Origin of the sequence: Hymenobacter elongatus (assembly GCF_004745955.1) — a bacterium.
Classification (GTDB): Bacteria; Bacteroidota; Bacteroidia; order Cytophagales; family Hymenobacteraceae; genus Hymenobacter; species Hymenobacter elongatus.
Genome location: NZ_SRLD01000030.1, coordinates 17810 through 31872 on the forward strand (window position 1 = coordinate 17810; position 14063 = coordinate 31872).

Genomic DNA, 14063 nt, shown 5'->3' on the forward strand with positions numbered 1-14063 from the left:
GAAAAGTAAAATCCCAAACAGGCTCTTACCGGTGAGGTGCTACCTACGCTCGGGCGAGCAGGGCTAGCCCAGCAGCTGATAAAGCACGCAGTAAGCGGCCCCATTACTCGCCCCAACACGCACCCTCCCGGCCGGGCTGCGGGCCGACAGCCGCTTCCCAGGCATACCACGGTACGGAAAGTCTGCCCGGCGGCGCACTCTGTAATATTTCTTCAACCTTTGTGCTCTGCCCGCTCCCAGTACTCGGCCCACGACCCGCCCATCGCCACCGGGTCCGCAGCCGGGTGGTCGTGCCATTTGCCAAATTCAGCCCCAATGACTATGTCTAGCTCCCAGGAAAACGCGCCTCTTTCGGGCCTCTACGCCTCTTCCCTCAGCCTAGTCACCGACCTCTACCAGCTCACGATGAGCTATGGCTACTGGAAGCAAGGCCTGCAAGACCGGGAGGCAGTTTTTCACCTGTATTTCCGGCGCCCCCCGTTTGGCGGGGGCTACGCCGTGTGCGCCGGTCTGGCCTACGCCGCCGACTGGCTCAATAACCTGCGCTTCGCGGAGGCCGACCTGACCTACCTGGCCAGCTTACGCGGCAAAAACGCGCCGTTGTTTCCGCCGGAGTTTCTTGCCTACCTGCGCGACCTGCGCTTCACCTGCGACGTGGATGCTATGGCGGAAGGAACGGTGGTGTTTGCCAACGAGCCGCTGCTGCGCATTAAAGGCCCTTTGCTCCAGGCCCAGCTCCTGGAAACGGCTCTGCTCACGCTGCTCAATTTCCAGACGCTGATTGCCACCAAGGCGGCCCGAATTCGCGAGGCGGCCGGCGACGACCAGGTATTCGAGTTTGGCCTGCGCCGCGCCCAAGGCTTCGACGGGGGCCTGGGAGCCAGCCGCGCCGCCTACCTCGGCGGGGCCGATGGCACCTCCAACCTGCTGGCGGGCCAGCACTTCGGCATTCCGGTGCGCGGTACCCACGCCCACAGCTGGGTGATGTCGTTCGAGGATGAAGAAGCAGCGTTTGAAGCCTACGCCGACGCCTTCCCCGACGATGCCGTGTTCCTCGTCGACACCTACGACACGCTGGAAGGCGTGCGCCGGGCCATCAGTGTGGCGCGCCGCATGCGGGCCAAGGGGCACGAACTGGGCGGCATCCGCCTCGACTCCGGCGACCTGGCCTACCTCAGCCGCGAGGCCCGCGCCCTGCTCAACGAGGCCGGATTTCCCCATACGCGCATCGTGGCCAGCAACGACCTCGACGAGAACCTCATCACCAGCCTCAAGCAGCAAGGCGCCCAGATTGACACCTGGGGCATCGGCACCAAGCTCGTCACGGCCTACGACCAGCCGGCGCTGGGAGGCGTGTATAAGCTGGCAGCCCTGCGCCGGGCCGACGATTCGGGCTGGGAGTACACGGTCAAAATATCGGAGCAGCTGGCCAAAACGAGCATTCCGGGCATTTTGCAGGTGCGGCGCTACGAAACTGAGAAGGGCCAGCCCCGCGCCGATATGCTCTACAACTCGGCCGAGCCGCTGCCGGAAAATCTCACCATCGTGGACCCCGTGGACCCTACGCGCCGCCGGCCCATCCGCAGCACGCAGTACCGGGAGCTGCTGGAGCCCGTGTTCCGGGCCGGCAAGCTGGTGGCACCGCTGCCCACCTTGCAGGAAAGCCGCGCCAAAGCCCAGCGCGAAATAGCCAGCCTCGACCTCAGCATCCGGCGCTTCCTGAACCCGCACGTGTACCCCGTGGGCCTGGAGGAAAGCCTGAACACGTTCCGGATGAACCTGATTTTGGAGAAGCGGCCGCAACGGCCGGCGTAGGTAACCTAAACGAGAGTTGCCAAACCAGCCAGCGCTGGCTAGCAAGGCTACACTTGCCTCTCCTTATGAGTATGAAGTACTGGTTTTTGCTGGTGGCTGGTGGCGCTCTGCTTTTTCTGCCCGGCTGTGACTACGACGACGACCGCCTCACCATTAAGAACCGAGGCAGCTCGAGTATCTGCGTGGAAACAGCGCAGGACACAGTACCGGACCACCCGGCTCTTAACCAGCCGGAGTACTACTTAAGCAATACCATTCAGCCGGGCGCTTCAGTGCGCCAAACGCAGATTGGAAGCAATGGATGGCCTTTCGCAGTAGACCGGAGTAAGGATAAGCGGCTCAACTTATTTATTTACACCGCCGATTCGGTACGTGCTTACCACAACATGAACAGCTTGAATGAGAAGCGGGTGTATCGACAGTTGTCCTTTTCGCTTGAGCAGTTGGAAGCCAGCAACTGGACAATCGTAGTGAAGTAAGACGAACTCATACATAGCACATGCAGGCAACAACCGTTGCGGCTATTCCAGTCCGTCCTTGTTCGCATAGAAATTTCAGCCCCAAACTCTGCACACTATCGGATAAAGCCTGTACCACTACCCGCTATTCCTACCGCTACTTTTGCATTGTATTCTTTGTAAAAACTCATGCGCCGCTGCTTCTATAGAAGTTTCTGTGCCTAACCATTTTCTTTTCATGCCTACGCTCCTCTTCAAAACCAGCATCAACTGCGCCAACTGCCTGCGCGCCGTCACTCCTTTCCTCGATGCCGAGGCCAGCATCCAAAAGTGGCAGGTTGACACCACCGACCCTGCCAAAATTCTGACCGTGGAAGGGGAGAATCCCATTCCTGAGCTTATCATGAAAGCCGTGGCCCAGGCCGGGTTTGATATTGAGCCCTTGGCCGCTTAGCAGTATCACGCCGGGCACCAGCTGAAACCAGCCAAACCACAGACGACCAGAAAGCCCCAACGTGTACATACGGCGGGGCTTGCTGGTTTAACGGAGCTTGACTCGTTTCAGAGGACGGATTGCTTCGCTTCGCTCGCAATGACATAGGACTTACGCAAAATGCTTTCACGCAGTGTTTCGCAGGGTTAAACCGCAGTGTTTCGCAGTATTTAACGTCCTCGCACTGCGAAACACTGCGGTTTAACCCTGCGAAACACTGCGTGAAATGGCACCAGGCGGGTTTTGCGTAAGTCCTATGACAATTAAGCGTAACGTAATTCTCCCGCACCTACTTTCAGCACAATACCCGGTTCGGCGGTGATGTGGCCGGCTACCCGGGCTTCGTAGCCACTGGCCTGCAGGTGAGCGGCTACCGCGGCGGCCTGGGTTTCTTCCGTGACGAGCAGCATGCCGTTGCCCATATTCCAGTACAGATAAGCGTCGGCGGGGGTGATGCCGGCCAGCTCGGTGAGCTGCTGCATGGCGGGCAGGGGCTCGAACAGGTTGGTCAGCTCGGCACCCAGGCCGTTTTTGAGGACGCGCTTGAAGTTGTCGGCCAGGCCGCCGCCGGTGATGTGGGCCGCCGCGTGCAGGGGCAGGCCCGCATCCAGCACCCGCGCCACGCCGGGCGAGTAGATGAGCGACGGGGCTAGCAGCACCTCGCCCCAGGTCGTCAGTTGGTTATTGGTTTTTGGTTCCTGGTTTTTGGCTCCATCACCACCAATTCTTAATTCTTCATTCTTAATTATTAACTCCTCCTGATAAGGCGCCAAATGCCAGTTGTCGCCGAACAGGTTTTGGAGGGTGCGGCGGGCCAGGGAAAAGCCGTTGGAGCGGAAACTGGGCGAACGAAGCGCAACTACGGCCATACCGGCTTTCACGGCCGCGCCGCTCAGCGGCCGCTCCAGACTCGGGTGCAGACTGCCGATGGCCGTGGAGCACCAGTTGAAGTTCATTTTCGCGCCCGGCCAGCCACCGATGCGGTTGCCCAGCTCGGCAATTTCGCCGCCTGTAATAGCCATTTCCGCGAAGTTGCAGGCGTCGTGCAGGCCGCGCATCAGCGCGTCAATCACGCCGTAGTCGAGCGTGTTCACGTCGATGATGTTCGACAGGTTCGTGGGCACGAAGCCGCCCACGATAAGGTCGTCGGCGGTCATGGCCACCAGGTCGTAGCCCAGGGTATCGAACCTGCCTACCCGCTCCGCCACCTCAATCTTGGTCCCGATGCCGTCGGAGGAGATGCCCAGCCGGGCGTTGCCGAAGCGGATTTCGTTGGCGAAGCCGCCTTCCAGATCCTGGGCCGCCTCGCCGGGCTTGCCGGCCCGGTTGGCGAAGGTCTTCTTCGACCAGGCGTAGGCGTTGCGGGAGCATTCGTTGCCGAGGTCGATATCGTAGCCGGCGGGTTTCTGGGAAGAGGACATGCGTCGTAAGTGTGTTTACTTTTTTGAACGTCATGCTGAGCTTGCCGAAGCATCTCGCGTGCTGACGTATGATTACTTTGGCAACATCAGCACGCGAGATTCCTCGGCTTCGCTTGGAATGACGTTCTTTTTGGAGTTCAATTCCACTTTAGTGCTCCGTGGGTTCCGGGGCTTTGGCGCTGACGGAGGGGACTACGTCGCCGCGGTCCTTCTTGTCTTTGGTGCGGTGGCTGGTACGCTCCTCCTGGATGTGACGCAGGTACTTGGTCACGTCGCCGGTGGGGTAGTGGCCGGTGAAGCAGGCGAAGCAGCTGCCGCCGTTGCCCTTATCCTCGGCAAACAGCTCCTGCAGATCCTCCACCGACTGATAAATCACCCGGTCGGCACCGATATAAGCGCAGATTTCCGCCTCCGTGTGGTTGGCCGCAATCAGGTCGATGCTCATGGCCATGTCGATGCCGTAGATGCAGGGACTGACGATGGGCGGGGCGCTGGAAATGAAGTAGACCTCGGACGCGCCGGCATCGCGCAGAATCTGCACGATGCGCCGCGACGTGGTGCCGCGCACAATGCTGTCGTCGACCACGGCAATCTTCTTGCCCTCCACGAACTCGCGGATCGGGTTGAGCTTTTTCTTGACGATATCCTCCCGGCCCGCCTGGCTGCTCACGATAAAGGAGCGGCCCATGTGGTTGTTCTTCACCAACGCCCGCCGGTAGGGCACGCCAATGGCTTCGGCCAGCCCGGACGCCGCGAAGTAGCCCGACGAAGGCACGTCAATTACCATATCGGGCTGAATACCCGACTCGATAACCTTACGGGCCAGCAGCTTACCCAGCCGCACCCGCTCCCGCGCCACCAGCCGGCCGTGAATTACGGAGTCTTCGCGGGCGAAGTAGATGTGCTCGAACACGCAGAAGTGCTTGGGCAGGTTGTACGGATTCTTGTAGTGAACCTGGAAATTCTTGTCGATGAACACCGCCTGGCCCGGCCCCACGTTCTTGATGAAGTCGAAGCCGAGGTAGTCGAAGCAGGTGCTTTCGGAGGCGAAGGCGTAGATGGGGCCTTTCGGCGTTTCGCGGCGGCCCAGCACCAGCGGCCGGATGCCCAGCGGGTCGTTGAAAGCCAGCAGGCCGTGGCCGGCAATAACGGTGATGGTGGCATAGGCGCCTTTCACCAGCTCCTGGGTGGTTTCCACGGCGTCGAAGATGTCGACCACCGAAATATGGTCGAGGTCCTTGAGGCGCAGCTCCGAGGCGAAGGTGTACATGATCAGCTCCAGGTCGTTGCTCGTCTTGGGCAGCACGTGGTACTTCTCATGCAGGCGCTTGGCCACCTGGCGGAAGTTGATGACGTTGCCGTTGTGCACCATCGAGAGGCCAAACGGGTAGCTGGTGGTGAAGGGCTGGGCCAGCTCGGAGTCGCCGGAGCCCTGGGTGGTGTAGCGGGCGTGGCCGATGCCGATGTTGCCTTTGAGCTTCTTGAGCTGCTTGGGCTTGAAGACGTCGGAAATCAGGCCGTTGCCCTTGCAGAGGTGGAAGTTGTCGTCGAAGGTGGCAATGCCGGCGGCGTCCTGCCCGCGGTGCTGCAACGCGGTGAGGCCGAACACGATGTCGTGGGCAACATCATCGGGACCGTAAAAACCTACTATTCCGCACATGAGCTTCGCAATTAAGAATTAGGAATTAAGAATTAGGAATTGCAGGCGGGAAACGGGCAGCCGTTTCGTTAGCCTCACTTCTTAATTCACTGTTTATCAGCCAGGCTAACGTCTGGGCGTACAGCTGATGCTCCACGGCCAGGCCGCGGCGCTCCACTTCGGCCAGCGTGGCGGCCCCGCGCAAATCCACGGCCTGCTGGGCGAGGATGGGTCCGGTGTCGAGTCCTTCGTCAACCAGATGCACGGTGATTTTGGTTTCCGGCAGCTGATTATCGAAGGCCCACTCGTAGGCGTGCAGGCCCTGGTGCTGGTGGGTGTCGGCGGGGTGAATGTTGAGAATGCGCCCGGCAAAGGCCCGGATGAAGGTGGGCGACAGAATCCGCATGTAGCCCGCCAGCACGATGTAGTCGGGAGCGTAGCGGTTCAGCAGCTCCACCACTTCAGCATCAAACTCGGCCCGCTTCTTCCCCTGACTGGCCAGGCTGGCCGTGGCACAGCCCAGCGCCGCGGCCGTAGCGAGGCCGGGGGCGGCGGGTTTGTTGCTGAACACCACCGCTACCGCGGCCAGATCCTGGAGTATTCCCTTCTGCACGGCCTCGACCAGCGCCACCATATTGGAGCCCCGGCCCGAGAGCAGGATAGCTACACGCGCCGCCCTACCCTCTCGGGCCAGCATCGGAGCGGCGCTATGTTCCCCTTCCTGCTTCACCGTACTTCGCTGAAAATACCCATTGGCTCCGGCCGCTGGCCGATATCGGTACGGAGGTACGCATCCTGAAACGTAACCTTTTCGGCTTCCCGGTACACGTGCGCCACCGCATCTTCCAGCTCGGGCGCGTGCCCGACCAGCACCAACACCCGCCCGCCGCTGGTCACCAGCTGGCCATTTTGCTCCCGGGTAGCGCCGTGGAAGGCGAGGATACTCGGATGCAACTGGTCGAGGCCGGTGATGGGGAAGCCGGTGGGGAAGCCCGCGGCGGGGTAGCCGCCCGAAGCCAGCACCACGCCTACGTACTGTCCGGGCCGCTGGCGCACCACGGTCTGGCTCAGCCGGCCGTCCAGCGTAGCTTCGATGAGTTCGAGCAGACTGCTTTCCATAGCCGGCAGCAGCACTTCCGCTTCCGGGTCGCCGAGGCGGACGTTGTATTCGAGCAGCTTCGGGCCCTGGGGCGTGAGCATGATGCCGAAGTAGAGGAAGCCGCGGAAGTCAAACTGCTCGTTCTGCAGGCCCCGCAGCGTGGGGTCGATGATATCAGTGCGGATGGCGGCCAGCACGTTGTCGTCGGCGAACGGGACGGGGCAGTAGGCGCCCATGCCGCCGGTGTTGGGGCCCTGGTCGCCGGCCAGCAGCTGCTTGTGGTCCTGCGACGGGGCCAGCAGCCGGATACGGTTACCGTCGGTAACGCCGATGATGCTGATTTCGGGGCCGGTGAGCTTTTCTTCGAGCAGGAAGCTGAACCAGCCGGTGTGCTCGGCCTGCAAGTCATCCAGCGCGGCCTGGGCTTCGGCTACCGACGAGCACACGTACACGCCCTTGCCGGCGGCCAGCCCGTCGTATTTCACCACCACCTGCCCATTCAGCTCGGTGGCTTTGGCGCGGGCATCGGCCAGCTTATCACTCCGGTACTGCCACGACAGGGCCGTGGCTACGCCGTGCCGCCGCATAAAGTCCTTGCTCCACACCTTGGAGCTTTCCAGTATCGCCCCGGCCCGGCCCGGCCCAAACACGCGGATGTCGGAGCCGGCGAAATAGTCGACCACGCCCGCCGCCAGCGGGGCCTCGGGCCCGACCACAATGAGCTGCACGCCGTGCTGCCGACAGAAGCTCTGGATGGCGGGAAAGTCGGTGGCGCTGATGTCGGGGTGGCTATTAGGGATGCCGCCGTTGCCGGGCAGCACGTGTACCGTGGCCCCGTCGCGGGTCAGCTTCCACGCCATGGCGTGTTCACGGGCTCCGCCGCCGAGGAGAACTATGGATTTGGGACTGGTGCTCATGTGATGTTCTCGTGTTGGTTCCCGCAGAGGGCGCAGAGGGTTTCGCGGAGGTTCGCAGAGTCGTTCTTGATTACAGCACCCGCAGCTCGGCGTCGGCCGCTCTCAGCTTGGCTTTGGTGACCAGGATTTCCTTGGAGAGCTGCTCGCGCAGGCGGGGCAGGTTCAGAGCGCGCACGGCCGCTTGCGCCGCATTATCGGGGCGTACTACGGTCAGGTTGGGCGTGCCACTGGACATGATCACCGATGAGTTCAGGTTCATGGCCAGCTCGGCGTAGTCCTTCCACGGCGGGCAGCTGATGACGGGCACGTTCACGTTGGCGGCCAGCGCCCCGCCGAGGCCGTTGGAGAGGCCGGCCACGGCGATGATGACACCGGGCTCCACCGAGTTGTTCCATACTTCGGCCATACCAGCTATTTCCTCGCCGTTCTTGTGGGCCGAGGTCACGCGCAGCTGGGTGAAGATGTTGTAGGCTTCGAAGTTCTGGCGGATCTTCAGGCAGTGCTCCTTGTCGGCGGCCGAGCCCATGACGATGTTCACCCAGGCGTCCTTCATGATGCCGGCGCGCACGAGGTTGCCCACGAGACGGGCCCGCACGTCGCCGCCGGTGGGCAGCGGGGCACCGGTGATGCGCTCAAAGATGTCGAGGTAGCGTCGGCTGGCTTCCTGAGCCACTTCCGGAGTGAGGGCGCGGGGGTACTGCCCATCCTGCTTGTTCTGAATCAGCCACTGGCGCACGTACTCCTTGTCCATCTGCTCGGCCGTTTCGGGGTTGCGGGCGTAGTGCTCGGCGCTCCAGAACCGCGACGAGTCGGGCGTGTGGATTTCGTCAATCAGGATCAGCTCCCCGTTCAGCAACCCGAACTCGTACTTGGTATCGACCAGGATGATGCCGCGCTCGGCCATCCAGGCGGAGGCAAAGTTGAACAGTTCCAGCGACTTCACCCGCATCTGCTCGTACAGCTCGGCCGCTACCCAGCCCTCCCTCACCAGATTCTCGGGCGTGATTTCACGGTCCGAATCCTCCTTGGTGGTTGGCGTCACGATGGGTGCCGGGAACTGCTGGTGCTTGGTCAGCCCGTCGGGCACCGACACGCCCGAGAAGGTGCGCTGGCCTTTCTGGTAGCCGCGCAGCATGGAGCCGGTGATGTAGTTGCGCACAATCATCTCCACCCGAATCGGCTCGGCCTCTTTGGCCAGGGTCACGTTCGGGTCGAGCAGCTCGATGACGTGGTTGGGAATGATGTGCTGGGTTTTGTCGAACCAGAAAGCGGCCAGCCCGTTGAGCACCGCGCCCTTGTGGGCAATGGGCGTTTCCAGCACCGAGTCGAAGGCCGACAGCCGGTCCGTCACCACGATGAGCCGCTCGCCGGAAGGTGCGCGGTAGGAGTCGCGGACTTTGCCGCGGTGCAGAAGTTCGAGCTGGGGAGTAGCGAAGTGGTTGAGAGTGTTCATATCGGGACCCCTCCCCCCGGCCCCCTCCCCAAAAGGGAGGGGGTGCCAGACGAGGATGTGCGGAGCTGGTTTTGGTGGTGAAGGAACTTAGGTTTGACGCTAGTTGAGATTTTGCAATCAGGCCTGGATGTGAGCCAGACGGCTTTGAATCTGTTGCAGCACTTTTCCCGGGTGATCCAGAATGTCCTGGTTGCTGAAGCGGAGCACCTCGTAGCCCAGCTCCTGCAACACAGTGGTGCGGTCCTTATCATAAGCGGCCTGTTCAGCATCGGAATGGATTTCTCCGTCCGCTTCCACAATCAGCTTCGCCGACAAACAGACGAAATCCACGATGTAGGAGTCAATGGCGTGCTGCCGCCGAAACTGCGCACCCAGCTTCTCGCGCCGCAGCTCCTCCCAGAGCTTTGCTTCAGCCCCGGTGGGCTGTTTGCGATTCTCCCGCGCCCAAGGCCCCAGCGTTTTCCACTTCCCCGCGGTGGTAGTGAAAACATGCTCCTGCGCCGTCTGAAACGCAGCAACGTCGCCTTCAACAGCCTCGCCAGCCGTCTGGCTCCCCCTCTCCTTTGGGGAGGGGGCCGGGGGGAGGGGTCCACGGATGTGCGCCACAATATTCCGGAACAGCTTGAGCCCGTCGCCTTCCTCACTCAGGGTGGGGTTCTGCCGCTTGCGCCGGGCCCAGTCGGGGTGGTTGTAGAGCGAGAGGAACGCCTCGGGATGCGGCATCAGCCCGAACACCCGGCCGGTGGGATCGGTCAGGCCGGCGCAGTTCAGGTCGGCGCCGTTGGGGTTGTGCGGGTACACGTCGGTGGGCGAGCCGTCGAAATCAACGTAGGCCAGGCAGTTCAAAGCCTGGGCTTCGATGGCGGCCAGCGTGTCGGCGCCCCGGATAATCAGGCGGCCCTCGCCGTGGCGCACGGGCACTTCCAGCGTGTCGATGCCTTTCAGGAAGGGCGAGTTCGACTCGGGGTTTACTTTGAGCCGCACCCACCGATCCTCGTATCGTCCCGAAGCATTATGGGTCAACGTCACTTCCGGCGTCACGGTGCCGCTCAGGTTGGGCAGCAGCCCGAGCTTGACCAGCACCTGGAAGCCGTTGCAGATGCCCATGACGAAGTTGCCGTCGGCAATGAAGTCACGGATGTCGTCGAGCAGGGTGCGGCCCTCGGCGTTTTTGCGGTAGCGCAGCTTGTTGGCCAGCACCACGCCCGAGCCCAGATCATCGCCGAATGAGAAGCCCCCGGGGAAGTTCAGGATGTCGTAGTCGTGGATGCTGACGTGGCCGTGCAGCACCTGATTCAAGTGTACGATGGTGGCTTCCGCGCCGGCCAGCGTATAGGCCGCGGCAAATTCCTCCTCGCAGTTGATGCCGAACCCGGTCAGAATTAGCGCTTTTACTGGTTTTTGGTTATTGGTTTTTGGTTTTTGGTCGGACGAATGGTCCTCCGCACTTTGTAGTGGCTCGGTGGATTCGTGGCCACCGTCCACGCTCTTAAAGCCGGGCAGCTTGATGTTGCCTTCGGCATCCACGACCTCATAGCCCGGATCTTCGTGCTGGGGCCGTGGGGGCGTATTCTGGTCGGGCAGTTTAGGTTTCTCTTCCATCTGTTCTACTACGCGTTACTGCGCGGCTGCGTGCTGGCCGAAGCCGATAATTCGATTCACCGGGCCGTTGGTCCACTCGTGCCGCAGGGCCGCCGTACTAGCCGCAATAACAGTCTGGCCGCCGTGGCGCACTGTGAGCTGGCCGTCCGCCGTCACCACGCCCAGGTGGGTGGCGCGAGCACCGAAATGCTGCTCAAACGCCACCACGTCTTCCGGCGCCACCGTAGCCACAAACCGGGAATGAGACTCGGCAAACAGCTGCACGGGCACGGGTAGCGCCCCATTCACCAAAAGAGCGTCAGGCTCCCCCTCCCCACCGGATGTCGCGAATGAAGCGAGTGGGGGGCTGGGGGGTGGGGCTGGCAGCTCCACCGCCGCCCCGCAGCCGTACCCAAACGTAGCCTCCGCCAGCGCCACGGCCAGGCCGCCATCCGACAGGTCGTGGCAGGACTGGATCAGCCCTTTATCATTGGCTTGGCCCAGCAGAACATAAAGGGCTTTGGCCGGCCCGAAGCGCACCTGGGGCACGTTGGCGCCCAGCTCGCCGAAGAGCTGGTAGAACTCCGAGCCGCCCAGCTCGTCGTAGGTTTCACCGAGTAAGTAGATAACGTCGTCGGCCTGCTTGAAGTCGGAGGTGATGGTGCGGCGCACGTCCTCAATTTTGGCGGTCATCGAGTACAGCACCGTGGGCGGCACCGAAATCTTGACGCCGTCGGCCTTGAAGTCGTTTTTCATCGAGTCCTTGCCCGAGGTGAGCGGGATGCAATAGGCCGCCGTGGCGTCGCGCAGGGCTTCGCACATCCGCACCAGCTTGGCCAGCTTGAGCTTACCGTCGGGGTTGCTCACGGGGTCGTACACCGAGTCGGGCACGCAGAAGTTGTCGTTGACGGACCAGAAGTTGCCGTCGCCGTACGTGAGGTTGGGCAGCTTGCCGCCCACGGCCACAATCTGGCGCACGGCCTCGTCGAACGCGCCGGCCGACATGTGGTAGGCGTCCAAATCCCCGAAGCGGGGCAGAATGCCGTTGCTCACGGCCACGCCTTCCCAGCTCTCGAAGTTGAAGCGCACCACGGCCGCATCCTGCGGGGCCTGGCCCGTGGCGCCCATCAGCGGCTTGATGATGGTGCGGCCCTTCACCTCGTGGTCGTACTGCCGGATCACCGACTCGCGGGAGCAGATGTTGAGGCTGCCGAGCAGGCGGGTGAGGACGTCAGTGTAATTCAGGTCAGCCGCCAGTTTTGGCTCGGTGGCCTCCGGCTTGCGCCACTCGGCTTCCAGCACTTTGCGCGGCACGCCTTCGTGCAGAAACTCCATATTCAAGTGAGCCACCGGCGCACCGTCGAAGCGCACGTCGAGGTAGCCGTCGGCGGTGAAGTAGCCGATGTCGGTCAGCTCCACTTCCATTTCCCGGCCCAAAGTCAGCAGGTCGTCCAGCTTAGCAGGTTCCACGGCCAGCGAAAACCGCTCCTGCGACTCCGACACGAATATCTCCCAGGGCCGCAGCCCCGGATACTTCAGCGGCACCTTTTCCAGCTCTACCACCGCCCCGCCGCTGATGGTGGCCAGCTCCCCAACGCTGGAGGACAGGCCGCCGGCGCCGTTGTCGGTACTGCACCTGATCAGACCGCGCCGCGTAGCCAGGATCAGAAAGTCCATGGCCAGCTTCTGCGTGATGGGCGAGCCAATCTGCACGGCCGTGGCGGGCGAAGTTTCGTCGAGCTCGATGCTGCTGAACGTCGCGCCGTGGATGCCGTCCTTGCCCACCCGGCCCCCGGCCATGATGATGCGGTCCTGGGGGTCAATCTTCTTTTCCCACGAATCGAGCCCGGCCAGCTGCATCGGCATCACGGCGCCGGTGCCGCAGTACACCAGCGGCTTGCCGGCGTAGCGGTCGTCGAATACAATGGCCCCGTTCACCGTCGGCACCCCCGACTTGTTGCCGCCGTCTTCGATGCCCTTGCGCACACCTTCGAAAATGCGGCGCGGGTGGAGCTGATTGGTCAGCAGAGTACCCGAAAACTCGGGGTTGCCAAAGCACAGCACGTTGGTATTGAACAGCAGCCGGGCGCCGCCGATGCCGGTGGCCAGCGGGTCGCGGTTGTTGCCCAGAATGCCGGTAATGGCCCCGCCGTAGGGGTCGATGGCCGAAGGGGAGTTGTGGGTTTCCACCTTCCACACAAACAGCGACTCCGGGTTGATGCGCACGGCCCCGGCGTTGTCGCTGAACACCTTGATGAGCCAGTCGTTGCCGTTGGCCCGCAGCTGGCGGTCTACTTCGGCGGTGGCGTCTTTGATGTAGGTCTTGAACAGGCCGTCTACTTCGTGCGTCGCGCCGGTGTCGGCGTCGGTGTACTTGATGAGGGCCGAAAACTCCTTGTGCTTGCAGTGCTCCGACCAGGTTTGGGCAATGATTTCCAGCTCGCAGTCCGTCGGGTCCTGGGGCAAGCCGGCGGCCTGGCGCTGGGCGCTGATGGCCGCGTAATGGTCGCGCACGGCCCGCATTTCCGCCAGGTTCAGGGCGTAGAGGTTGTCTTTCGACAGCTTCACCAGCTCCTCATCGGTGAGGCTGGTCAGCGGGACGAGGTCCGTAATGGATTCGGCCCCGCCACCGGGCCGCGGCGTGTAGTCGCGGATGTCGGTGATGGGGCCGGTTTCGAAGCGGTGGATGAGCTTGTTGCCGAGCAGCTCCTGGGCCAGCTGGCGCAGGCTGCTTTCGGGCAGGGCCGCTTCCAGGAAGTAGAGCCGCTTGCTGAAGATATGCTGGGTGTGGATGTCGAGCGGCTCGTTCAGGAAGTCGCCGAGGGCGTTCTGGGCCGAGATGCCTTCGTCGTCGGTTACGCCGGGCAGCTTGGCGACGAGGATGTAGCTCTGGTAGTCGGGGCCGTGGCGGAACTCATTCAGGACCACGTCGTGCAGCACCGGGTCCTGGAGGCAGTGGGTGGCGAAGGCCTGAAGCTGAGCGCGGCTCAGGGGGTAGCGCACCGTGTAGAGCGCCGTGCTTTGCACCCGGCCGGTGGTCAGGCCGAGGTGGCGCTGGGCGGCTTCGGCGATGCGCTGGCCCTCGCCATCGTGTTGGCCGGGCTTAAGCAAAAGCTGAATGGTTCTTGGGGTCGATTCCAAAAGGAGGTGTTTGTCTATTTTTCGGGTTTCCCACGCGTGGCACCAG

General features: G+C 62.5%; 10 protein-coding genes. 3 read left to right on the forward strand and 7 right to left on the reverse strand.

Features of this window, described 5'->3' with window-relative positions; genetic code table 11:
* Positions 1-321 precede the first annotated feature (321 nt).
* The 3 genes from E5J99_RS14710 (at position 322) to E5J99_RS14720 (ending at position 2727) form a co-directional block, all read left to right on the forward strand.
* On the forward strand, positions 322-1815 hold the full coding sequence (locus E5J99_RS14710; protein WP_135498576.1) for a nicotinate phosphoribosyltransferase: 1494 nt from the start codon (positions 322-324) through the stop codon (positions 1813-1815).
* 71 nt (positions 1816-1886) lie between these two features.
* Positions 1887-2294 carry a hypothetical protein gene (locus tag E5J99_RS14715; protein ID WP_135498577.1) on the forward strand — a complete coding sequence of 136 codons (408 nt, stop codon included), beginning with the start codon at positions 1887-1889 and terminating at the stop codon, positions 2292-2294.
* A 217-nt stretch (positions 2295-2511) separates the two neighbouring features.
* Complete coding sequence (locus E5J99_RS14720) at positions 2512-2727, forward strand: heavy-metal-associated domain-containing protein (protein ID WP_135498578.1); 216 nt, start codon at positions 2512-2514, stop codon at positions 2725-2727.
* 302 nt (positions 2728-3029) lie between these two features.
* On the opposite strand, the gene E5J99_RS14725 is transcribed toward E5J99_RS14720, so the two are convergent.
* From E5J99_RS14725 to E5J99_RS14755, 7 genes are all read right to left on the reverse strand, one after another.
* Entirely contained in the window at positions 3030-4187 is a 1158-nt protein-coding gene (locus tag E5J99_RS14725; RefSeq protein ID WP_135498579.1) for an AIR synthase-related protein, read from the reverse strand.
* 148 nt (positions 4188-4335) lie between these two features.
* Positions 4336-5847, reverse strand: coding sequence for an amidophosphoribosyltransferase (gene purF, locus E5J99_RS14730; protein WP_135498580.1), 1512 nt, complete (start codon positions 5845-5847; stop codon positions 4336-4338).
* A 25-nt stretch (positions 5848-5872) separates the two neighbouring features.
* The gene (gene purN, locus E5J99_RS14735; RefSeq protein WP_135498581.1) at positions 5873-6523 is read right to left on the reverse strand and encodes a phosphoribosylglycinamide formyltransferase; all 651 of its coding nucleotides are present in this window, start codon (positions 6521-6523) and stop codon (positions 5873-5875) included.
* 29 nt (positions 6524-6552) lie between these two features.
* The gene (purD, locus tag E5J99_RS14740; RefSeq protein WP_135498582.1) at positions 6553-7842 is read right to left on the reverse strand and encodes a phosphoribosylamine--glycine ligase; all 1290 of its coding nucleotides are present in this window, start codon (positions 7840-7842) and stop codon (positions 6553-6555) included.
* A 70-nt stretch (positions 7843-7912) separates the two neighbouring features.
* Positions 7913-9295, reverse strand: a complete 1383-nt coding sequence (locus E5J99_RS14745; RefSeq protein ID WP_135498583.1) for a phosphoribosylaminoimidazolesuccinocarboxamide synthase — start codon at positions 9293-9295, stop codon at positions 7913-7915.
* Positions 9296-9412: 117 nt separating this feature from the next.
* A complete protein-coding gene (locus E5J99_RS14750; RefSeq protein ID WP_135498584.1) occupies positions 9413-10897 on the reverse strand; it encodes a phosphoribosylformylglycinamidine synthase subunit PurQ in 1485 nt (494 codons plus the stop codon).
* A 15-nt stretch (positions 10898-10912) separates the two neighbouring features.
* Positions 10913-13987, reverse strand: a complete 3075-nt coding sequence (locus E5J99_RS14755; RefSeq protein ID WP_245319013.1) for a phosphoribosylformylglycinamidine synthase subunit PurL — start codon at positions 13985-13987, stop codon at positions 10913-10915.
* Between the last annotated feature and the right edge of the window lie 76 nt (positions 13988-14063).

Bases quoted from the DNA above. Each gene is read 5' to 3' on its own strand.
- E5J99_RS14745 (WP_135498583.1), bottom strand. From the start codon at position 9,295: ATGAACACTCTCAACCACTTCGCTACTCCCCAGCTCGAACTTCTGCAC.
- purD (WP_135498582.1), bottom strand. From the start codon at position 7,842: ATGAGCACCAGTCCCAAATCCATAGTTCTCCTCGGCGGCGGAGCCCGT.
- E5J99_RS14750 (WP_135498584.1), bottom strand. From the start codon at position 10,897: ATGGAAGAGAAACCTAAACTGCCCGACCAGAATACGCCCCCACGGCCC.
- E5J99_RS14715 (WP_135498577.1), top strand. From the start codon at position 1,887: ATGAAGTACTGGTTTTTGCTGGTGGCTGGTGGCGCTCTGCTTTTTCTG.
- E5J99_RS14710 (WP_135498576.1), top strand. From the start codon at position 322: ATGTCTAGCTCCCAGGAAAACGCGCCTCTTTCGGGCCTCTACGCCTCT.
- purN (WP_135498581.1), bottom strand. From the start codon at position 6,523: ATGCTGGCCCGAGAGGGTAGGGCGGCGCGTGTAGCTATCCTGCTCTCG.
- E5J99_RS14720 (WP_135498578.1), top strand. From the start codon at position 2,512: ATGCCTACGCTCCTCTTCAAAACCAGCATCAACTGCGCCAACTGCCTG.
- E5J99_RS14725 (WP_135498579.1), bottom strand. From the start codon at position 4,187: ATGTCCTCTTCCCAGAAACCCGCCGGCTACGATATCGACCTCGGCAAC.
- purF (WP_135498580.1), bottom strand. From the start codon at position 5,847: ATGTGCGGAATAGTAGGTTTTTACGGTCCCGATGATGTTGCCCACGAC.